At 67.4% G+C, this 22,316-nt stretch carries 16 protein-coding genes; 9 read left to right on the plus strand and 7 right to left on the minus strand.

The genetic code is table 11. From position 1 onward, the window contains the following. Positions 1 to 243: 243 nt before the first annotated feature. The 7 genes from acnA to ACXJKJ_RS27580 all read left to right on the plus strand — a co-directional run bounded on the left by acnA (position 244) and on the right by ACXJKJ_RS27580 (position 9,335). Positions 244 to 2,955 carry an aconitate hydratase AcnA gene (gene acnA / locus ACXJKJ_RS27550; RefSeq protein WP_457394077.1) on the plus strand — a complete coding sequence of 904 codons (2,712 nt, stop codon included), beginning with the start codon at positions 244 to 246 and terminating at the stop codon, positions 2,953 to 2,955. Positions 2,956 to 3,214: 259 nt separating this feature from the next. Continuing rightward, on the plus strand, positions 3,215 to 4,288 hold the full coding sequence (locus tag ACXJKJ_RS27555; RefSeq protein ID WP_457354938.1) for a M35 family metallo-endopeptidase: 1,074 nt from the start codon (positions 3,215 to 3,217) through the stop codon (positions 4,286 to 4,288). A gap of 145 nt (positions 4,289 to 4,433) precedes the next feature. Further along, the gene (locus tag ACXJKJ_RS27560; RefSeq protein WP_457394080.1) at positions 4,434 to 4,886 is read left to right on the plus strand and encodes a hypothetical protein; all 453 of its coding nucleotides are present in this window, start codon (positions 4,434 to 4,436) and stop codon (positions 4,884 to 4,886) included. 72 nt (positions 4,887 to 4,958) lie between these two features. Beyond that, positions 4,959 to 6,062: an acyltransferase family protein gene (locus ACXJKJ_RS27565; protein WP_457394082.1), complete on the plus strand. Its 1,104-nt coding sequence runs from the start codon at positions 4,959 to 4,961 to the stop codon at positions 6,060 to 6,062. Further along, a complete protein-coding gene (locus ACXJKJ_RS27570; RefSeq protein ID WP_457394085.1) occupies positions 6,059 to 6,502 on the plus strand; it encodes a helix-turn-helix transcriptional regulator in 444 nt (147 codons plus the stop codon). Before ACXJKJ_RS27565 ends, ACXJKJ_RS27570 begins: the two co-directional genes overlap by 4 nt. A 40-nt stretch (positions 6,503 to 6,542) precedes the next feature. Next, positions 6,543 to 6,953 carry a VOC family protein gene (locus ACXJKJ_RS27575; protein ID WP_457394088.1) on the plus strand — a complete coding sequence of 137 codons (411 nt, stop codon included), beginning with the start codon at positions 6,543 to 6,545 and terminating at the stop codon, positions 6,951 to 6,953. Further along, positions 6,954 to 9,335 (plus strand): ATP-binding cassette domain-containing protein, encoded by a 2,382-nt coding sequence (locus ACXJKJ_RS27580; RefSeq protein ID WP_457394091.1) that lies wholly within the window; start codon positions 6,954 to 6,956, stop codon positions 9,333 to 9,335. On the opposite strand, the gene ACXJKJ_RS27585 is transcribed toward ACXJKJ_RS27580, so the two are convergent. Together ACXJKJ_RS27585 and ACXJKJ_RS27590 are read right to left on the minus strand one after the other, a co-directional pair. Further along, a complete protein-coding gene (locus ACXJKJ_RS27585) occupies positions 9,332 to 10,942 on the minus strand; it encodes an ATP-binding protein (RefSeq protein ID WP_457394094.1) in 1,611 nt (536 codons plus the stop codon). The genes ACXJKJ_RS27580 and ACXJKJ_RS27585 overlap by 4 nt on opposite strands. A 66-nt stretch (positions 10,943 to 11,008) precedes the next feature. Then, positions 11,009 to 11,941 carry a hypothetical protein gene (locus ACXJKJ_RS27590; protein WP_457394096.1) on the minus strand — a complete coding sequence of 311 codons (933 nt, stop codon included), beginning with the start codon at positions 11,939 to 11,941 and terminating at the stop codon, positions 11,009 to 11,011. A gap of 494 nt (positions 11,942 to 12,435) precedes the next feature. Between ACXJKJ_RS27590 and ACXJKJ_RS27595 the strand changes: the two genes are divergently transcribed. Then, complete coding sequence (locus tag ACXJKJ_RS27595; RefSeq protein WP_457394099.1) at positions 12,436 to 14,547, plus strand: TonB-dependent receptor plug domain-containing protein; 2,112 nt, start codon at positions 12,436 to 12,438, stop codon at positions 14,545 to 14,547. Here ACXJKJ_RS27595 and ACXJKJ_RS27600 read toward each other — a convergent pair. The 5 genes from ACXJKJ_RS27600 to ACXJKJ_RS27620 form a co-directional block, all read right to left on the minus strand. Next, positions 14,535 to 15,317 (minus strand): citrate synthase family protein, encoded by a 783-nt coding sequence (locus ACXJKJ_RS27600; RefSeq protein WP_056196054.1) that lies wholly within the window; start codon positions 15,315 to 15,317, stop codon positions 14,535 to 14,537. The genes ACXJKJ_RS27595 and ACXJKJ_RS27600 overlap by 13 nt on opposite strands. Further along, positions 15,314 to 16,114 carry a citryl-CoA lyase gene (locus ACXJKJ_RS27605; RefSeq protein WP_457394102.1) on the minus strand — a complete coding sequence of 267 codons (801 nt, stop codon included), beginning with the start codon at positions 16,112 to 16,114 and terminating at the stop codon, positions 15,314 to 15,316. The genes ACXJKJ_RS27600 and ACXJKJ_RS27605 overlap by 4 nt, the downstream gene beginning before the upstream one ends. Then, complete coding sequence (locus ACXJKJ_RS27610) at positions 16,111 to 17,886, minus strand: thiamine pyrophosphate-binding protein (RefSeq protein ID WP_457394105.1); 1,776 nt, start codon at positions 17,884 to 17,886, stop codon at positions 16,111 to 16,113. The genes ACXJKJ_RS27605 and ACXJKJ_RS27610 overlap by 4 nt, the downstream gene beginning before the upstream one ends. Positions 17,887 to 18,274: 388 nt before the next feature. Continuing rightward, a complete protein-coding gene (locus tag ACXJKJ_RS27615) occupies positions 18,275 to 19,519 on the minus strand; it encodes a M28 family metallopeptidase (RefSeq protein WP_457394108.1) in 1,245 nt (414 codons plus the stop codon). Between the two features lie 33 nt (positions 19,520 to 19,552). Beyond that, a complete protein-coding gene (locus tag ACXJKJ_RS27620; RefSeq protein ID WP_457394109.1) occupies positions 19,553 to 20,464 on the minus strand; it encodes a DUF6929 family protein in 912 nt (303 codons plus the stop codon). Between the two features lie 305 nt (positions 20,465 to 20,769). Here ACXJKJ_RS27620 and ACXJKJ_RS27625 point away from each other — a divergent pair. Next, on the plus strand, positions 20,770 to 22,316 hold a 1,547-nt coding region (locus tag ACXJKJ_RS27625; protein ID WP_457394112.1), incomplete at its 3' end, for a response regulator.

Raw genomic sequence — 22,316 nt, forward strand, 5'->3', positions numbered from 1 at the left:
GTGCAGAGCTAGGCGCAGTCCGCCGCCCAGGCTGGCCGCCTGGGCAAGGGCTGCAACAACGCGCTGCGCCCTTGGCCACCCCAGCCCGAAGGGTGAGGTCCCGCTCAGGGCCAACTCGTTGTTGCAAGTGCTCGCCGGGTCACCAACCCGACTGCGCCTTGCGCCTAGATTTGGCCCTGAGCGGGATCTCACGCGGGGACGACTCACAGGCCAATAGACCCCAGTCATCCTATAGGAGTAACCATGCCGAAACCCGCGGCCCACGCGTTTGCAAATACCCAGGCCAAGTTCAAGCTCGCCGCAGGCAAGTCCGGGCAGTTTTTCTCCCTGCCCAAGCTGGCCGAGGCCTACCCGAACGTGGCGCGCATGCCGATCTCGATGCGCATCGTGCTGGAAAGCGTGCTGCGCAACTGCGACGGCAAGAAGGTGACGGCCGAGCATGTCGAGCAACTGGCCAACTGGAAGCCCAATGCCGCCCGCGTCGATGAGATCCCCTTCGTCGTCGCTCGCGTGGTSCTGCAGGACTTCACCGGCGTGCCCTTGCTGGCCGACCTGGCCGCCATGCGCAACGTGGCCGCCGCGATGGGCAAGAACCCCAAAGCCATCGAACCGCTGGTGCCGGTGGACCTCGTCGTCGACCACTCGGTCATGATCGACTACTACGGCACCAAGAAGGCGCTGGACCTGAACATGAAGCTGGAGTTCGAGCGCAACCGCGAGCGCTACGAGTTCATGAAGTGGGGCATGCAGGCTTTCGACACCTTCGGCGTCGTACCGCCGGGCTTCGGCATCGTCCACCAGGTCAACCTCGAGTACCTGGCGCGCGGCGTGCACAAGGGCAAGGACGGCGTCTTCTACCCGGACAGCCTCGTCGGCACCGACAGCCACACGACCATGATCAACGGCATCGGCGTCGTCGGCTGGGGCGTGGGCGGCATCGAGGCCGAGGCCGGCATGCTGGGCCAGCCGGTCTACTTCCTGACGCCTGACGTGGTCGGCTTCGAGCTGACGGGCCAACTGCGCGAGGGCGTGACGGCCACCGACCTGGTGCTSACCGTCACCSAGATSCTGCGCAAGCACRRGGTSGTCGGCAAGTTCGTCGAGTTCTTCGGCGAAGGCACCCGCACGCTGGCCCTGCCCGACCGCGCGACGATTGCCAACATGGCGCCCGAGTACGGCGCCACCATGGGCTTCTTCCCGGTCGACGAGAAGACCGTCGACTACTTCAAGGGCACGGGCCGCACCGCCGCCGAGATCGAGGCCTTCGAGGCCTATTGGCGGGCTCAAGGCATGTTCGGCGTGCCCAAGGCGGGCGACATCGACTTCACCTCGGTGGTCTCGCTGGACCTGGGCACCGTGGCGCCCAGCCTGGCCGGCCCCAAGCGCCCGCAGGACCGCATCGAGATCACGAATCTCGCCTCCACCTTCGCTCAGCTCTTCAGCAAGCCCACCGCCGAGAACGGTTTCAACCAGCCCGCGGACAAGCTGACGCAGAACTTCGTCACCGAATCCGGCCTGCCGGTGAAGAACGGCGACGTGCTGATCGCTGCCATCACCTCCTGCACCAACACCAGCAACCCCAGCGTGCTGCTGGCCGCGGGCCTGCTGGCCAAGAAGGCGGTGGAAGCCGGCCTCACGGTCGCCCCGCACATCAAGACGTCCCTCGCGCCCGGCTCCCGCATCGTCACCGAGTACCTGGAGAAGGCCGGACTGCTGCCCTATCTGGAAAAGCTCGGCTTCAACGTCGCCGCCTATGGCTGCACGACCTGCATCGGCAACGCCGGCGACCTGACGCCCGAGCTGAACAAGCTCATCCAGGACAACGACCTGGTCTGCGCGGCCGTGCTGTCGGGCAACCGCAACTTCGAGGCCCGCATCCACCCCAACCTCAAGGCCAACTTCCTGGCCAGCCCGCCGCTGGTCGTGGCCTATGCCATCGCTGGTACCGTGACCCGCGACCTGATGACGCAGCCCGTGGGCTACAACAGCAAGGGCCATCCCGTCTTCCTGGGCGACATCTGGCCCAGCAGCGACGAGATCTACGCGCTGATGAAGCATGCGATGGACCCCGTTGCCTTCAAGGCCAACTACGACCAGGTCGCCACCAAGCCCGGCAAGCTGTGGGACGCCATCAAGGGCGTCAAGGGCCAGGTCTACAACTGGCCCAAGAGCACCTACATCGCCCAGCCGCCTTTCTTCGAAGGCTTCACGATGATCCCGCCGGCGCTGGTGTCGGGCGTCAAGGGCGCCAAGGTCATGGCGCTGTTCGGCGATTCGATCACCACCGACCACATCAGCCCGGCCGGCTCCTTCAAGGAGACGACGCCGGCCGGCCAGTTCCTGACGGCCAACGGCGTGGCCAAGGCCGACTTCAATTCCTACGGCGCGCGCCGCGGCAACCATGACGTGATGATGCGCGGCACCTTCGCCAATGTGCGCGTGAAGAACCTGATGCTGCCCGCCCGGCCCGACGGCTCGCGCGAGGAAGGCGGCTACACGCTGAAGGGCGGCCAGCAGACCACCATCTACGACGCCGCCATGGCCTATATCCAGGAAGGCACGCCCACCGTCATCTTCGCGGGCGAGGAATACGGCACCGGGTCGAGTCGAGATTGGGCCGCGAAGGGAACTCAACTGCTGGGCATCAAGGCCGTCATCGCCAAAAGCTTCGAGCGCATCCACCGCAGCAACCTGATCGGCATGGGTGTGCTGCCGCTGCAGTTCAAGGCCGGCACGAGCTGGGAGTCGCTGGGCCTGACCGGCGCGGAGACGATAGACATCGGCCTGGCCGAGGTGATCAAGCCGCAAGGCGACGCGGCGATGACGATCACCTACGCCGACGGATCGGTCAGGCAGGTGCCGTTGACGCTGCGCATCGACACGGCCATCGAGGTGGACTACTACTACCACGGCGGCATCCTGCCGTTCGTGTTGAGACAGTTGCTCGCGGCCTGAGACCTCTCGCCCAAGGAGTACCTTGGTCGGTCTCCCGAGGAGACGGCGATGCTTGCCGGATTGACCGGCAAGCACATCGCCCAACGCGGGCCGGCTAGGGAGCGGCCCGGCGCTCGACCCGCAAGTCCTCCCCCTGTCTAGACAAGTACGCAGCAGGTTTATGGGACAGGTTTGTCCCACGACACGCACGCCATCCACCTCACCAGAATCCGCGGCTTCTTCAACCCAGTGCCCCGACCCGGGGCCGACAGGAGCTTGCATGAAGACCTGGTTCAAGTTGACCGCCGCTGCGTTTGCCGTTGTCGCCACAAGCGCCAGCCATGCCGCCAACGCCGAATGCCTGGATGTGCGCGTGAGCAACGCCTCGCCCGTCGTCAACGGCGATGTGGACGTCCACGTGGATGTCGCCGTGACCAACCAGTGCCGCACCGCCGTGCAGGTGCTGCGCTGGCAGCTGCCCAGCGACACCATGAGCGGCTCGCTGTTCACCGTGACGCGCGACGACCGCCCGGTTCGCTACACCGGCGCCGTCATCAAGCGCGCGGCGCCCCAGGCCAAGGACTATGTGGAGATCGCCGCTGGCGCCACGCTGAACTACAAGGTCGAACTGACCGGCCACTACGACTTCAGCAAGAACGGCCGCTACGCCATCGAGTTCCACAGCGACCGCGGCACCCACGGCTCGGGCGCCCAGTCCATGCACAGCGCGACGACCACCTACCTGTGGGCGCAGGGCCGCAACGAGAAGCTGGACGCTGCCAGCGCCGACGACGAGGCGGCCACCACGATGCGCGCCAACGCCACCGCGGCAGCCGCCAGCATCTCCTACACCGGCTCCTGCACCAGCAGCCAGAAGTCCTCGCTGGCCTCAGCCGTCACGGCAGCCACCAACTACGCGTCCAGCTCGACCACCTACCTCAACGGCACGCCGTCGGGCACGCCGCGCTACACGAGCTGGTTCGGCGCCTACACCTCGTCACGCTGGAACACGGCCAAGGATCACTTCACCAAGGCCCGCAACGCCTTCCAGACCGCCGCCCTGACGCTGGACTGCAGCTGCAAGGACAGCGGCACCTACGCCTATGTCTACCCGACGCAGCCGTACAAGATCTACGTCTGCGGCGCCTTCTGGAGCGCGCCGATGACGGGCACCGACAGCAAGGGCGGCACCCTGGTGCACGAGATGATGCATTTCAACGTCATCGCTGGTACCGACGACTGGGCCTATGGCCAGAGCGCGGCCAAGAGCCTGGCCAAGTCCAACCCGACCAAGGCGCTGGACAACTCGGACAACCACGAATACTTCGCTGAGAACAGCCCCTTCCAGAACTGAGTTCCCTCGCGTTTGACGCGCCGCCTTCGGGCGGCGCTTTTTTTGGGGGCTGCCGATCGTGCGGCCCTGGGCTAGGCTCGCAACCATGCGTCTTCACCGCCTATATCTCGCAACCGCAGCCTTGTTCACAGCCTGCCTTTCGTCCATGGCCCTTGCCGTAACGCCCCTGCAGCATGCCGAGCTGAGCTGCCAGTTCCAGGCCACACCCAAGCCCGACGGCCAGGTGTTGCTGCAATTCAAGCTGAGCAACAACGGCAAGCGCGATCTGCACCTGCTGCGCTGGGGCAGCCCCTTCGAGGGCGCCTGGTTCGGACCTTTCGTACAGGCCAGCACGCCACAGGGGAAACTGACCTTCCAGGGCGCGATGCGCAAACGCGGCGATCCGTCGGCCCAGGACTATCTGCACCTGGCCGCAGGCGAGAGCCTGAGCGTTGAACTCGTCTTGAACGAAGCCTTCACGGTGCCTCCCAACGGCACCCTGCGATTGCAGGCCCACTGGCATTGGCACGACATGATGCTCCGCGGCACGCCGCCACGGCCGCGCGCCCAGCACCGCGGCCTGGATCAGGACTGCGGCGAAGTCACGCTGAACCGCTGACGGCCTCACCTGACGAACGACTGCCGCCGGCAGCGGCGTTACGCTGCCGCCCTTTCGCTCCCCCCGCCCTCCATGCACCGCCTTCCCGGCCTCGACCTCCTGCGCAGCATCGCCATCGTCTGGGTGATGTGCTTCCACACCTTCCTCATCGGTGGCCTGGGGCCGGACTGGACCTGGCTGACCCGCTTCGGTTGGGCGGGCGTGGACATATTCTTCGTGCTCAGCGGCTTCCTGATCGGCTCGCAACTGCTGCGCAAGCTGCAGCGGGGCGAAGCGCTGCGCTTGAGCGACTTCTACTGGCGCCGGGCCTGGCGCATCCTGCCGGCCTTTGCCGTCGTGCTGGCCATCTACGTGGCCTTTCCGGTGCTGCGCGAGGAGCCGAACCTGGAAGCCTGGTGGCAGTTCGCCAGCTTCACGCTCAACCTGCTGATCGACTACGGCCGCAACCCCGCCTTCTCGCATGCCTGGTCGCTGTGCGTGGAGGAGCATTTCTATCTGCTTTTCCCGCTGCTGGCCTGGTGGGTCACACGTCGTCCCTCCTCTGCACGCTTCGCCGGCCTGTGCGCCGCCCTGGTGCTGGGCGGCATTGCGCTGCGCGCCGGCATCTGGCTGCACAACGACGCCATCCAGCCGCAGCGACCCTGGTTCATCGAGGACATCTACTACCCGACCTGGACGCGGCTGGACGGACTGCTGATGGGCATCATGCTGGCCGCGCTACGCGTCTACCGGCCGCAGCTGTGGACGCGGCTGCAGGCGCGCTCGACGGCGCTCTTGTTCACCGGTTTGGCCATGACCGCCCTCGCCTTCTGGCTGTTCCGCGACCGCACCGGCCTGGTTGCCAACGCGGTTGGCTGGCCGCTGCTTTCGTTCGGCTTCGGCCTGCTCGTACTGGCGGCCAGCACGCCGCGGGCCTGGGCCCTGCCCGGCACGGGCTGGCTGGCAGCCATCTCCTACAGCCTTTACCTGAGCCACAAGATCGCGATGCACGTCGTGCATGTCTGGATCGCACCGGCGCTGCCGCTGCAGGGACCGGCCCTGTTCCCGGTCTATGCCGTCGTCATCCTGGCCGTTGGCGCCGCCCTGCACTATCTCGTCGAGAAGCCGGGCCTGCAACTGCGCGACCGCCTGGCCCGCTCGCCGCGAACCATTGAAACTGGCAGCATGCCGGCATGACGATCCAACCCGGCTCCGAACTCCACCTGCGCGACCTCGCCCGGCTGCGCCGCGTGCGCGACCGCATCGACCGCGAGTACGCCCAGCCACTGGACGTCGAGGCCCTGGCGCGCGGCGTGCACATGTCGGGCGGCCACCTGAGCCGGCAGTTCCGCCAGGCCTATGGCGAATCGGTCTACAGCTATCTGATGACGCGGCGCATCGAACGCGCCATGGCGCTGCTGCGGCGTGGCGACCTGAGCGTCACCGAGGTCTGCTTCACCGTCGGCTGCTCATCGCTCGGCACCTTCAGCACGCGCTTCAGCGAACTGGTGGGCCAGTCGCCAAGCGCCTACAAGCGCGACCAGGCACAGGCGACGGCGGGCATGCCGTCGTGCGTCGCGCGCCAGGTAACGAAACCGATCAGGAATCGAGAAGCGCCGGAATCGAGCGAAACCTAGACTTCTTTCCGTGCCTTAACCACCCACGGAGATTGACCCCATGGACATCCGCATTCACTCCAGCTTCCTGCCCCAATCCGACCCGGAAGCGTCGCTCGCCTTCTACCGCGACACCCTCGGCTTCGAGGTGCGCAACGACGTCGGCTACAACGGCCTGCGCTGGATCACGGTCGGCCCGGTCGGCCAGCCGGGCACCTCCATCGTGCTGCACCCGCCGGCCGTCACGCCCGGCGTCACCGAGGACGAGCGCCGCACCATCACCGAGATGATGGCCAAGGGCACCTTCGGCATGTTGATCCTCGCCACGGCCGACCTGGACAAGACCTTCGCCAAGCTCCAAGCCGAGGACGCCGAGATCGTCGAAGAGCCCACGATGCAACCGTATGGCGTGCGCGACTGCGCCGTCCGCGACCCCGCAGGCAATCTGCTGCGCATTCAAGAGAAGCGCTGAATGGCCGACGCTGACAACCACGACCGCATCCGCGTGCAGGGTGCGCGGGAAAACAACCTCAAGGACGTCAGCGTCGACATCCCCAAGCGGCGCCTGACGGTATTCACCGGCGTGTCGGGCTCGGGCAAGAGCTCGCTGGTCTTCGGCACCATCGCAGCCGAGTCGCAGCGCCTCATCAACGAGACCTACAGCGCCTTCGTGCAGGGCTTCATGCCCACGCTGGCGCGGCCCGAGGTGGACGTGCTGGAGGGCATCACCACGGCCATCATCGTCGACCAGGAGCGCATGGGCGCCAATGCCCGCTCCACGGTCGGTACGGCCACCGACGCCAACGCCATGCTGCGCATCCTGTTCAGCCGCGTCGGCAAACCCCACATCGGCCCGCCCAGCGCCTTTGCCTTCAATGTGCCCTCGGTGCAGGCGACCGGCGTCATTACGGTCGACAAGGGCGGCGCGAGCAAGGCCGTCAAGCAGACCTTCTCGCGCACCGGCGGCATGTGCCCGCGCTGCGAGGGCATGGGTCATGTCRGCGATTTCGACCTCGATCAGCTCTACGACGCGAGCAAGTCGCTGAACGACGGCGCGATCAACATCCCCGGCTACAGCATGGAAGGCTGGTACGGCCGCATCTTCCGCGGCTGCGGCTTCTTCGACCCTGACAAGCCCATTGCCAAATTCACCAAGCGAGAGCTGCATGACCTGCTGCACAAGGAGGCGACCAAGATCAAGGTCGATGGCATCAACCTGACGTATGCCGGCCTCATCCCCTCGATCCAGAAGTCCTTTCTGTCGAAGGACGTCGATGCGCTGCAGCCGCACATCCGTGCCTTTGTCGACCGCGTCATCACCTTCCAGACCTGCCCCGAATGCCATGGCACGCGGCTCAGCGAAGCGGCCCGCAGCTGCAAGATCGGCAAGCACAGCATTGCCGATGCCTGCACCATGCAGATCAGCGACCTGGCCGACTGGGTGCGTGGGCTGAAGGGCGCTGAAGTCGCACCGCTGCTGAAGGCCCTGAGCCACCTGCTCGATGCCTTCGGCGAGATCGGCCTGGGCTATCTGTCGCTGGACCGGCCCACCGGCACGCTGTCGGGCGGCGAGGCCCAGCGCGTGAAGATGATCCGCCACCTCGGCTCCTCGCTGACCGACGTCAGCTATGTCTTCGACGAGCCGACCACCGGCCTGCACCCGCACGACATCCAGCGCATGAACGAGCTGCTGGGCCGGCTGCGCGACAAGGGCAACACCGTGCTCGTCGTCGAGCACAAGCCCGAGGTCATCGCGATTGCCGACCATGTCGTCGACCTCGGTCCCGGCGCGGGTGCGGCCGGCGGCGAGGTCGTCTATGAAGGCAGCGTCGCCGGCCTGCGCAAGAGCGGCACGCTGACGGGCCGACACCTCGACGACCGCGCCGCGCTGAAGGACAAGCTGCGCAAGCCCGCTGGCGCGCTGAAGATTCGCGGCGCCAGCACGCACAACCTGCAGAAGGTCAACGTTGACATCCCGCTCGGCGTGCTCTGCGTCGTCACCGGCGTGGCCGGCTCGGGCAAGAGCTCGCTGATTCACGGCTCGGTGTCCAAGCTGGACGGCGTCGTCGCCATCGACCAGGCCGCCATCCGCGGTTCGCGGCGCAGCAACCCGGCCACCTACACCGGCCTGCTCGACCCCATCCGCAGCGCCTTCGCCAAGGCGAATGGCGTGAAGCCCGCCCTCTTCAGCGCCAACTCCGAAGGTGCCTGCCCGACCTGCAATGGCAACGGCCTCATCTTCACGGACCTCGGCCCCATGGCCACGGTGTCCACCGTCTGCGAGGACTGCGGCGGCAAGCGCTTCCAGGCCGCGGTGCTCGAGTACAAGCTGGCGGGGCGCGACATCAGCGAGGTGCTGGCGATGTCGGTCGCCGAGGCCACCACCTTCTTCGGCGGCGGCGCGGCCAAGACGCCGGCGGCGCATGCCATCCTGGAAAGGCTGGCCGACGTCGGCCTGGGCTATGTCAGCCTCGGCCAGCCGCTGACCACCTTGTCCGGTGGCGAGCGCCAACGTCTCAAGCTGGCGACGCAGATGGCCGAGAAGGGCGACGTCTATGTGCTGGACGAGCCCACCGCCGGCCTGCACCTGGCCGACGTGGCGCAATTGCTCGGCCTGCTGGACCGGCTGGTGGACGCCGGCAAGTCCGTCATCGTCATCGAGCACCACCAGGCCGTCATGGCCCATGCCGACTGGATCATCGACCTCGGCCCAGGCGCGGGCCATGACGGTGGCCGGGTCGTCTTCGAGGGCACACCGGCCGATCTGATTGCCAAGCCCTCGACCCTGACGGGCGAGCATCTGGCGGACTACGTCGGCGCGACCAAGCCCAAGGCGCGAGCCAAGAAATCCTAGGCCTGCACCGGCACGCTGATCTCGAACCAGAACCGGCTGCCTTGGGCCAGCCGGCTCTCCAGCTTGATCTCGCCGCCCATCATGCGCACCAGCTGTCGGCTGATGGCCAGGCCCAGGCCGGTGCCGCCGACACGTTGCTCGGCATTGCCGGCCTGCTCGAAGGGCTCGAACAGGCGGTAGACCTGGTCGTCGGCGATGCCCACGCCGGTGTCCTGCACCTCGAAGCACAGCCGCACATGGCCCGGCTCGGTGTCGGCCAGCGGCGGCAGGGCGCGTGCGATCAGCAGCACGCCGCCGACGTGGGTGAACTTGACCGCGTTGCCCAGCAGGTTCAGCAGGATCTGGTTGAGCCGCTTTTCGTCGGCCAGCACCACAGCGGGCAGATTCGGGTCGAGCTGCAGATCGAGCGTGATGTGCTTGCCCTCGGCCATCACGCGCACGATGTCGATCACGGCCTGCAGGCGCGGGACCAGCTCGATCGGGCCGATGCGCAGTTCGGCCTTGCCGGCCTCGATGCGCGACAGGTCGAGGATGTCGACGATCAACGTCAGCAGGTGCTGGCCGCTGCTGTGGATGATGTCCAGGCCGTTGCGCTGCTTCGGCGTCAGGCCGTCGTCCATCTTCAGGATCTGCGCATAGCCCATGACGGCGTTCAGCGGCGTGCGCAGCTCGTGGCTCATGCGCGCCAGGAACTGGCTCTTGGCACGGCTGGCGATCTCGGCACGCTCCTTGGCGTCGCTGAGTTCCAGCGTGCGCTCGGTCACCAGGTCTTCCAGGTGGTCACGGTGGGCGCCAAGTTCGGTCTCGCGCTCCTGCAGCGCCGTGATCATGCGGTTGAAGGTCTCGGCCATCGCTGCGATGTCGCGCGGGCCACCAGCCGGCGCACGTGCATCGTTGTCGCCCAGCTCGACCCTCTCCATGGCCTCGGACAAGGCACCCAGCGGCCGCGTCAGGCGCAGGATGAGAAAGCGCACCGCCAGCAGGAAGATGGTTGCAAACAGCACGGCCACGCCGAAGTTGGCGAGGAAGAGCGAGGCCTGGGTGCGGTGCAGCGTCGCCTTGCTCAGCACGATGCKCACATGGCCGAGCAGTTGCGCGGGGCGCAGCGTCACGTCAAAGGGTGAGGCCTCGGGGCGGGTCCAGACCGGTGCGGCGAAGGCCCAGCTGTCTTCCGTCTCCTGGTCGAGCCAGGGCTCGCTGGCCGCCGGGTCGGGCACGGCCGGTGACGTGGTCGTGGGCAGGCGGTCCCGCTCGGGGCCCAGCGCCAGCAGCAGCCGGCCCTTGGTGTCGCGGATCTCGATGCCCATCACATCCGGGAAGGCCAGCGACGCGCGCACGGCCTCCTCGGCGTTGTCGGCAGCGGCGTACAGCAGGGCCAGCGAACTGTTGGACGCCAGATTGGCTGCCACGCGCCCCCCCTGCTCCATCAGCATGGCCCGCACCTGGCGGCCACCCTGCCAGGCATTGACGACCGCCATCAGCAAGGCCAGGCAGAGCGTGCCCAGCGCGACGGCGACGCTGAGATGGCGGCGGAACGAGGTCTCGCGCAACCAGCGCGCGTAGACGCGCAGCGGCCACGACCGCTGCGGCGGCGCGGCCACAGGCACGCTTTCATCCCGAAGGATGAGGGGCGGCTGGCTGTCCAGTGGAACGGGTGGCGTCACTCTCGAACCTCAGCTGGAGGGATAGACCAGATCGAATCCCGACTGCACGGTGGCGACGTCAAGCCCCAGGTGCGCGGCGGTGCGGATGTTGATGGCGGCGCGTGCCTGGCGCAACGGCAGCACGCCGGCCGCGCCCGCTTTAGGGTTGGACGCGAGGCGTTGGGCCGACACGGCCAGTGAGCGCCCGAGTTCATGGTTGTCCGGGTAGAGCGAAAACAGTGCGCCGCGCTTCACATGCGCCAGGTGGCTGGAGAACACGGCGATGTTGCGGTTCCAGCCTTCCTTGAGCACCAGCGTGAGCACGACGTTGTCGTCCACGGTCGTCGGGTCCTGCGGCAGCCAGACGGCGTCGCGGGCCGGGTCGGCCGAGGCCAGCAGCTGGGCGTAGGCGCGCAGAGCCTCGGCCTGATCGGCGGCTTCCTGGGCCAGCAGCTCCAGGCCTTCGGCCCGGGCCGCCTCGCGCGCCAGCTTCACCAGCCAGGTGTTCAGCTTGGGGTCGTAGACCAGGTGCACACGACGCGTGGACGACTTCAGGCGCCGGAGTCGCGCGAGCAGCAAGGCCGGGTCGGGCGCCAGCGTGTGGATGGGAAAGTTGCGGGCCTCGGACTCCTGCACCGACACGACGCAGCCGACCATCACGGCCAGCTCGTCGGCCAGCGCCGCCGCGACGCGCATGCCGCCGCGCCCCAGGCCGATCAATACCTTGACTTCTCGCTTGCGCACCTCGTCGGCGACCTGCGCCGGATTGGCGTTGCTGGCCAACGCGAAGCTCGTGACCGAGCCGCCGAGCTTGTCTTCGATGCCTTCGATGATGGTGGTGAAGACCTGGCGAAAGGGCTCGCCGAGTTCGGGATAGACAACCACCAGCGAGCGCCCGAGCTCGGCCGCCGCGGCTGAACCACCGGTCAGCACCACGGCACCGCCCAGGGCCTGCTGCAACAAGGCGCGGCGCGTGGCGGGGCGAAGGCAACCGGGCTCAGTCAAAAGAAGAACGCTGTGTGGCAGGGTCGGGACAGGTGGGCGGCATTATGCAAAGGCCCGGACGCCATGGCGGTACAGAGCCGGAACAGCGGCGCGCGCCGAGGAACAGCGTCGTCCTCGACATGCCGTTGCGCAGCAGCGGTTCAGGCATGAACAGGCTGCAGATGCCGAGGCGGATGCACAGCGGCAAACGCCACCGCAACGGCGCCGGAAGCCCGTCGCAACGGCGCATGGCAAGGGGCTTTCGATAGGCAACCGGAGGCAATCAATGGGGCTCTGAGCGTTCCGACGCCCGGGCGCAAGGTGGGGCATTATGCAGACGGCCACAGGCCTCATGCGCTCCGCTCCGGGAGGAGTTCACGATCGCGCCACAGTCTCTGACGCGACTAGCCGGACCGCCCCTGGGTAACAGCACAATACGCGCCCATTCACCCTCCACCTCGGAGACGCTGGCAATGAGACCTTTCTTTGGCTTGGTGATCCTCGGCGGCGTCTGCCTGACGGCCGCGTCGTCACCTGCCCTCGCACAGGGGCCCAGCGAAGAGGAAGAACTGGCCCAGGTCTACGGCGACAAGACCACCATCAGCATCGCCACCGGTACGGCCCAGACCCTGCGCCGCGCGCCCGCCGTGGCGACCGTCATCACGGCCCAGGACATTGCCGTCATGGGCGCCGCCGACCTGGACGAGGTGCTGGAGACCGTGCCGGGCCTGCACGTGAGCCGCAGCACCGGGGCCTATTCGCCGCAGTACCTGATCCGCGGCGTGGCCAGCGATTTCAATCCGCAGGTGCTGATGCTGCAGAACGGCGTGCCCATGACCACGCTGTATGTCGGCAGCCGTGGCGTCATCTGGGGTGGCCTGCCGCTGCAGAACATCGCGCGCATCGAGATCATCCGCGGCCCAGGCTCGGCGCTGTATGGCGCCGACGCCTATTCGGGCGTCATCAACATCATCACCAAGAGCGCACAGGACATCCAAGGCACCGAGCTGGGCCTGCGCGCCGGCTCCTTCAGCACCCGGGACGCCTGGCTGCAGCATGGCGGCAAACTGGGCGCCCTTGACCTGGCCGCCTTCCTGCGCGTCGGGCGCAGCGATGGTTTCAGGCGCATCGTCGAGTCGGACGCCCAGACCGGCCTGGACGCCGTGTTCGGCACCCACGCCAGCCTGGCGCCGGGCCCCGTCAGCACGGGCTATCACGCCGTCGATGGCGGCCTGGAGCTGGGTTACGGCAAGTGGCGGCTGCACGCCGGCTACAAGGACCGCCGCGACGTGGGCACAGGCGCGGGCATCGCCGGCGCCCTCGATCCCGTGGGGCGAATGGGATCGCAACGCGCCGAACTCGATACGGGTCTCAGTGATGTCGACCTGTCGTCGGGGTGGCGGCTGAGCGTGAACGCCAGCTATCTGCACTACACGCAAAAGCTCTCCGTGCCCGTCCAACTGTTCCCGCCCGGGGCTTTTGGCGGCTCATTCCCGAACGGCGTGTTCGGCTCACCCAACACCTGGGAGCGGCAGGCGCGCCTGTCCACCGCCCTCACCTACAGCGGCTGGGCCGGCCATCATTGGCGCATCGGTCTCGGTCACGACGACCTGAATCTCTACCGCACCCGGGAGTTGAGGAACTTCAACGTCATCACGTCGGGGCCTCTCACCGGCGTGCCGGTTCCCACACCCGGCGGCCAGCTCATCGAGGCGCCGGTGAACGACTCCTTCCTGGCGCCTCACCAGCGCCGTGTCGACTACGCCTACATCCAGGACGAATGGAGCTTCGCCAGGGACTGGACATTGACGGCCGGCGTGCGGCAGGACCGCTATTCCGATTTCGGCCGCACCACCAACCCGCGCGTCGCGCTGGTGTGGGACGCCAGCCTGGACCTCACCGCCAAGCTGCTCTACGGCAGCGCGTTCCGGGCGCCGTCGTTCAACGAGCAATACGGCGTCAACCCGGTGGCCAGCGGCAATGCGGCCATCCGGCCCGAGACCATGCGCACGGTCGAAGCCGCGCTGCAGTGGCATGCCAGCCGGGAGCTGCAGCTGAACTTCAATGTCTTCCGCTATGCCATGGGGGACATCATCAAGACCACCTCCAACCCGGCGCCCGCACCCGGCGCGACCTTCCGCAATGCCGGCTCGCAGCATGGCACCGGCGCCGAGGTCGAGTGGGTGTGGGATGCGCGGCGCGATCTGCGCTTCTCTGGCAACTATGCCTACCAGCGCTCCATCGACGAGTTGAACCGGACCGACGCCGGCTATGCCCCGCACCACCACCTGAATGCACGGCTCGACTGGTCATTCGCGGGTGATTCCACCCTCAGCGGACGGGTCAACCGCGTGGGCGACCGCGTGCGCGTCTACGGCGATGCCCGCCCCAACCTGCCTGGTTACACGACGCTGGACCTGAGCCTCAGGACCGCACTTGCCAAGACGGGCTGGGAGCTGTCCCTCGCGCTGCTGAATGCCCTCAACGCCGATGTGCGCGAACCCAGCCTGCCCAGCACCGGCATTGCCAACGACCTGCCCATGGCGGGGCGCTCGCTGACAGCTCAAGCCAGCTACAAGTTCTGAGTTCCAGGCCAGCGCCTCTTGGGCGCGCCCTCATAGGCCATGTGATCACAGGACAGCGGGAACAGCGCGCCCGCGGGGCGCTCGGCGGCCTCGATATAGCAGGGCGTCATGCCCGCCAGCAGCATCGGCACCTGGAAGTGGTGGAATTCGGTGACCGACAGACCCAGGTCCGCGGCCAGTCCCGCGGTGAAAGCCGCATAGTTCATCTTCAGCCGCGCATCGCGTGCGACCAGCAAGCGCTCAACCTCGTGTGCCAGGGCGAGATGGGGTCCGCCGGCCAGCCCCAGCTCGCGGGCAATGCCCAGCAGCCAGGGCAGGCGCTCATCGGTCGAGTGGATGGGTCGGCCGTAGCCAAAGATGCGCCGCTGCGCCAGCTCCTGCTGCACGATGTCCGCCAGCGGTTCACCCGCGCTGACGCCGCGCTGCGCCTTGATGAGAAAGTCGATCGCCCGCACGCAGGGATGGCCACCGTAGACGGTCGCCTCCGACATGCCCAGCGCGGCYGACATGCCCAGCGCCGGCGTGCTGCGCGCACTGCCTGCCAGCGCCGCGACGCGGTTGTTCCACAGGCGCGCATCGGGGTAGCTGGTGCAGACCCACATCGCGTGCAGAAGCTTCAGCGCCGGTTCGTCGAAGCGCCGGCCGGTGATCGACAGCATGTAGAGCTCGACCCAGTCTGCGTGCCGCAGGTCTTCGTGCAGGTCATGGCCAAGGAAGACCGCACGGGTGCCGACAAAGGCCTTGCCGGCGCGTGTTGCCAACGGCTTCATGCGGCCACCTGTTCGGCAGGGTCGTTCAGCAGGTCCAGCTCGAAGAACGGGAACTGTTTGGGGCCGATGCCGCGCTGCTCCAGTGCATGCGCGGCGGCACCGGGCAGACGCAGCAGCAGGTAGAGCATCTCGCCCTGCTCTGCCGTGAAGCCCAGGTCGGTCAAGGCGGCGGCGGCCACGCCCGTCATGGCCAGCGGCATGCCCGCCACGGCTTCCAGCGCCGGCTGCTGGCTTGCCAGCCAGGCGCTGCGCAGGCTCCTGGTATTGCGCGCCAGGTGGGCCAGCAGTTGCTGGGCGAGGGGCGCCATGCGCTCGGCGTGCGCGTCGAAGCCAGGCAGGTGATCGCATTCGGGCCAGATGCTGGCCACGCCAGCGTCGGTCTGGCGGAGTGCCTGCGTCCACGGCGCGAGGTCGGTGCCGCAGCGCTGCCAGAGTTGCATCGCATGGAAGACCTCGCGCGCACCGCCTTGCTGGCCGGCGCCCACCGCCAGCGCGGCCATCAGGCTGGCGGCGGCGGTCGAACCACCGGTGCCGGCGCACATCGCCGCATGCACCGACGGGTCGCGCGGCCCCGGATTGGCCAGCGCAAGTGCCAGGTCTTCCAGCAACGCAGCCTGCGCGGGCTCGGGCGCTTCACCGCGGAACAGCAGGAAGAGCATCTCGACCCAACGCGCACGCCCCAGCATCTCGCCATAGACGTCATAACCGTGGCAGTAGGCGGCGCGCGTGGCGAAGGCGTTGCCGGGCTCGGGCTCCTCCAGCCAGATGCGCGTGTGCACTCGTTGCAGCGCTGTCATCGCGCCGTACCCAGCGTCTTCATGCGCAGATTCATCGGCGGCACTTCCTCGCCGTCGATGCGGATGTCCAGCAGCGTCGGGCCCTGGCGCGACAGCAGCGCGTCGAAGTCCAACGCGTCCAGGTCCTTTGGCGAGCGGATCACGTGCCCCGGGATGCCCATGGCGGCGGCCATCATCGCGAAATCGACCTTGGGCAGCTGAAAGCCGATGGGCTCCGCGCCCGCCAGGCGCTGGCCATGCTTGACCATGCCCAGCGCGCCGTCGTTGAGCACGACATAGAGCACGGGCAGACCCAGCTCGGCGGCCACCGTGATCTCCTGGCCGTTCATCAGATAGCTGCCGTCGCCCGTCAGACACACGACCGGGCAGCGGCGGTTGGCCATCGCGATGCCGACGGCCGAGCCGATGGCCCAACCCATGGGCGCGAAGTCCATCGTCACGCGCAGCCAGCTGGAGCTGCGCGAGCGCCTTTCCTTGCCGGCCGGCAGATAGGCACCACCCGGCATGCGGGCGCGCTGGTCGTGCGGCGCCAGATAGTGCACCGCCCAGGCGGCGCTGTTGCCGGCGTCGGCGACGAAACGGGTCTGCGGCGGGCAACGCTCGCTCAGGGTGGCCAGCAGGCGCTGCGGCTTCACCGGCGCGCTGTCGCTGTGGATGGCTTGCGGGTTGTCGACCATGGCCTCGTAGGCCTGGCGCGCCACCTGCGGATGCATGAAGGGCAGCAGTTGCCCTTCCGGACCGTTCTGCGACGGGGACAGCAGCGTCATCAACTGCTCGCACACCGACTTGATGTGGCCGCGCACATGCAGCCGCGCCATCTGCGAGCGCATCAGGTTCTCGTCGCTGTCGTCCACATGGACGAGGCGGCTGTTCAGCAGCGCGGCCGACCAGCCCCCGCTGTTGAACTCACCGAAGCCCGTGCCCAGGGCGATGACCAGATCGGGCTCGCTCGACAGCAGCTCGGCCGCGCTGGCATGGCCACCAAAACCGAACACGCCTTGATACCGCGGGTGGCGCGGGTTGATGAAGCCCTTGCCGTCGGGCGTCGTGATGAAGCTGCCGTCGGTCAGCTGCACCAACTGCATCAGCTCGTTGGCGGCATCGCCGCAACCGTCACCAATCAGCCACACGGGCTGGCGGGCCGAGAACAGCAGGCGCGCGAGCTGGCGCACGGAGGGCAGGTCAACCATGGCCGGCGCGCGGCGCAGCAGGCCGGCAAAGTCCGGCGTTTCCATGCCGTCGGGCAGAGGCTCGCGCAGGATGTCCACCGGGATGGACAGGTGACTGGGGCCGCTGGGGGCTCGCTGCGCCTGCATCAGCGCGTTGAAGAGCTTGGTGGGCAGTTGCTCGGCGTGTGAGACCAGCGAGTTGTAGCGCGTGCAGGGGCGGAACATCGCCATTGTGTTGATGCCGGTGCAGCTCGATTCCTGCAGCGCGCCCTTGCCGAAGTTCTTGATCGGCGGCTGGCCGGTGATGACCAGCATGGGCACGTTGTTGTCATAGGCGCAGGCCACGCCGGTGATCAGGTTGGTGGCACCCGGCCCCGAGGTGGCGATGCACACGCCGATGCGGCCGGTCTCGCGGGCATAGCCGTCGGCCATGTAAGCCGCACCTTGTTCGTTGCGGGCCACGACGGCCTGTGGGCCACCGCGGCGAGCGCTGCGCGCCAGGGCGTTGTAGAGCGGTTCGATGGCGCCGCCCGGGACGCCGAACACATATTCGACGCCCAGCGCGGCCAATGCATCGACCAGCAAATCGGCGGCGTCGCGCACGGCAGGTTCGCGCGCCCCATCCGACGCCGGATGGGACGCCTCGGTATAGAACGGGGCGAGAGCAGTATTTGATTCCACGTTGCAGCAGTCGATAGACACCGCACCGGAAGGCCGCATGGCGCTGCGAAGAGCGCCATGCACCTGCTTGTCGGCACGACATCGGGAAGGATGAGTCCACCATCGATGAACCCAGAACGGTCGTCCGAAACCATTCGGACAACCTCGCTCCTCCCTACGTGCGCTTGGGGCGCCGGTGCTGACTACACCTGGCCCTGCGACATCTATGCCAGCACGTGAATACGTTTCCGCAACCGCGCAATGACCGCAACTGTATCCATATGCAACAAAACTACATCCCCGCGAATGCGGGCGGCAGGACATCACAGGGTCAGGGCTTGACCTTCACTCCTGTAAGTTGCGCGACAGCTGCGAGTGTTGTCTGCGCCGCGTTGAGGCCGAGCAGGAAATCCTTGTCCGAGTAGTTCACGAACAGGTCGGTCGGCTGATGCCAATGCGGGTTCCAGCCGGCGCCGATCTGCTGGCCGCGCTCGTTCTCGCGCAGCGAGATGGCCGGCACCTCGTCCATGAAGGGTGTGGAGTCGGTGTTGGTCATGTGAAAGCCCACGGCCGCCGGGTAGTTCGTCGCGTACTTGTCGTTCGCAGCGCGGAAGTGCCAGGCCAGCTTGGCCGCGCCGTCCGCATGCTTGGACGTGGACTGATACTCGATGTTCACGTCGGCCTCGGCACGCTGCTCCTTCGGCGGCGCGTAGACCGGCTGGCCTTTGGCATCCAGCACCGGCTTGCCCGCCGCGTCCAGCTTGGGCACGGGCATGCCGTGGTCGAACATCATCATGTCGTGCTGGATCATGCCCAGCCACTTCGGCTCCGGGTAAAGCCCTGAGCCCTTGGGCGACTCGATGCCCTGCAAGCCCTTGCGCTGCTCGACATAGGCATAGGCGCCGTTCAGGCCGGTCTCCTCGTTGTTCCACAGCACGAAGCGGATGGAACGCTCCGTCGTCACGCCGGGCAGGCTGAGGATGCGCGCCAGCTCCATGACCAGCGCCGTGCCTGAGCCGTTGTCGTTGGCCGCTTCGCCCCAGCCGATGCCGTCCATGTGCGCGCCAACGATGTACATCTCGTCCGGCCGCGTGGTGCCGATCTTGGTGCAGTAGACGTTTTCGCGCAGCGAAGTGCCCTCGGGCGTCGGCTCGGCATTGAGCTTGCGCAGGCGCTCGTCGGGTTGGGCCAGCGGGTCGGTGTTCACGCCGATGGGCGCGCGCTTGCCGAACAGCGTGCTGCCGCCCTGCCCCGCCGGGCCACCGGCCAGCGGGCCGCGCGGCGCGGCCGGTGTGCGCTTGGCGGGTTCGGTGAAGGAGTACTGCAACCGCTCGGTGTTGGTGCAGCCATAGCTTTTCAACTGCGCCTCGATCCAGTCCAGCGCCGCCCGGTTGCGCGCGGTGCCCTGGCGGCGGTCGCCGAACTGCGTCAGGCCCTTGATGGTGGCCTTGTACTTCTCGAGCTCCAGGTGCTTGACCAGGGTGGCGACGGGGTCGGCCGCATCGGCGGCTTGCGCCTGGGCCAGGCCGGTGGCAGCGATCAGTGCGGCGGCGACGGTGGCGGTCTTGAAGGACATGGCTGGCGAAGTTGAGTCGGGCAGGCACGCATCCTAGGCCGGCAGCCTCAGGCTCGCCGACAGCAGCAAGGCCGGCGTGGCGCGGTCATCCGGGTCGGTCACTAGCAACAGTTGCAGGGCGCCCTTCTCGACGGTCACGGCGATGCCCTCGGCCTTGCAGCGCAAGGACAGCGGCCACATGCCGACCAAGCGCCCATCCGCCGCCACGACCCCGACGGCCGACCCTCGGCACGGGCCGTCCAGATAGCTGTCGTCCGTGGCCTCCGCCGCCGCGCAGAACACCCAGCCCCCACCTGGCAGCGCCGCGCCATCGGTGAAGCACAGCGGCACGCCGTCGATGTCACCCAGGTCGTACGGCGTGCTCGACACCCGCTCGGGCGCCTGCCCAGCGCCGTCCAGCCAGGCCTGGATCGCCGGCCAGTCGTAACTGATCAGCACGTTGACCGGGCTGGCCTGGTTGCCCCGCTGCAGCAGGCAGAAGCGGCCTGCCGCGACAAAGGCGCCCTCGATGTTCAGGCCCTCGTGCCGGGCGTGCAGCGGCTCGTACAAGGGCGAGAGGTCGATCTCGCGGACAGCGCCATGGAGCTCACCCGCCGCGTTGCACGCCAGCAGCGCCGCGCGTTGGCGTTGGGGCCGGGACCCGGAACCCAAGGCCAGCAGCGCACCTTGCGGGCAGCCCGYCCAGGGCGGCAAGCGGGCCAGCGCCTCCAGGTCGGGCTTGGCGGCCTTGCGGGCCTTGGGCTTGTCAGGCAGTTCGCCGTCGAAGAGCCTGTGCAGCCGGCCGGGGCGGTCGCCCGACAAGCCAAAGACGGCCAGCGTGTGCTCGTCATCGGCAACGACAAACAGCCGCTGCCCCACCTGAACCAACCCGCTGGCTGCGCTGAGGTGGCCCAGAGCGGCGTCCGTCTCGACGGACAGTGTTCGGATGACTCGGACCTCCAGCATGGCAAAACTCCGGCAAGCGTGCCGGCGATGCTAGTCGTGCCCGGAGAGCAGCATCGACGCCAGGCTGAGGTGGGGACGCCAGCTGGGGCGCGTTTGGAAGGGTGTGCATCAGCTCTATGACGTCCACCGCCTACCTCCACACGCGTCCCGACACCAGTCCTGTGTTCCAGATGAAGGGCTCGATGTGCACATTTCGTCACGAAATCTCTAGCACCAGCCGATGAATGGTCGGCAGTACGGGTGATCGGATCGATCGCTAAACCCCATACTGAGCGGCGAACCGCACACGAACCTGAAAGGCTCTGATGGCACCGCGTGAGGTTCGATTGCTTTTGGTCGACGACGACCCGTCCGCGATCCAGGTCATGGCGCGGATGTTGTCGGAGTACCCCGATCAGCGCTTCGCCACATCAGGCCAAGCCGCACTGCGGCTGGCACGTGAGCTGACCCCTGATCTCATCGTGCTGGATGTCGACATGCCTGGCATGACCGGGCTCGACGTGTGTGAGGCGCTGAAGGCCGACCCGGTCTTGGCTGATGTCCCTGTCATCTTCGCGACCAGCCACGACCCCACGACCCTGCTGCAAGTCACGGCCTTCCGCAAGGGCGGGTCCGATTTCGTCACCAAGCCGCTGATCGCGGTCCAGTTGACAGCCCGCGTGCGTGCGCACCTGCGCACCAAACTGCTGATCGAGGATCTGCAACGCGACAGCCTCGCATCGGGTGCCGCGCCGCCGCCGCCAGGCACGCAGACTCCGCGACTGCTGGTCGTCGACGATGACGTTGCATCGATCTACGTGCTGCGCAAGACGCTGGCCGCAATGGGCGATTTTTACTTTGCCAAGAACGGCGAGGAAGCCTTGGACCTCGCGCGTCGCCTGCTGCCGGACCTGATCCTGCTCGACGCGCACATGCCGGGTATCGACGGATTCGACGTGTGCAGGACGCTCAAGGCGGAAGCCGCCTTCAGGCACGTGCCGATCGCTTTCATCACCCGGTTCTCCGATCCGCGCAGCGAGATGCGTGCGCTCGATCTCGGTGCGGCAGATTTCATCGCCAAGCCCTACACCCGGGCTGTTCTGCAGGCACGCGTGCGCAACCTGCTCGACCTGAAGCGACGCACCGATGCCGAGCTGGAGTCGGTGCGCGAACACCTGCAGCGCGTGGGTGATGCGCGCGTCGCAGACATCGTCGGCGCCGCATCGGACGCCATCGTCACCTGCAATGCCGACGACAAGGTGGTGTTGATCAACGCTGCGGCCTGCCGCATGTTCGCCGTCGAGCACCTGCAGGCCATTGGCTCGCCGATGCAAGCCCTGTTGGGCGAGGGTGCGTTGACTGACAACCCAGTGCAGAACGCCGCGGTCCGCACCACGATCACTCGGGCGGGCGGTGAATGCTTCCCGACCGAGATGTCGGTGTCGCGGGTTGGCGAAGGGCCGGACCGCCTGACCACCGTGATGTTGCGCGACACCAGCGACCGCGATCGGCTTGAGGCCGAATCACGCTCGCGCATCGAAGCCGAAACGGCCAGCCGCACCAAGACGCTGATGCTGTCCTACATCGCTCACGAGATGGGCAACCCCTTGAATGGCATGCTCGGTTTCGCCCAGCTGATGGCGGCCGATGAGAAGAACCCCATGCCTGCGGTCCAGGCTCAGCGCCTGACGCAGATCCTGGCCAGCGGCAAGCACTTGGAAGTTCTGATGCGCGACGTGATGGACCTCGGCCGCCTGGAGACCGGCAAGCTGACGGTCGAGTTGCGCCCAGTGAACGCCGCCCGGTGCGCGCAAGACGCCGCAGAGGCGGTCTCGGCGCTGGCGCAGCGGGCCGGCGTGACGCTGACCAGCTC

The organism is Roseateles sp. P5_E1, assembly GCF_054049335.1.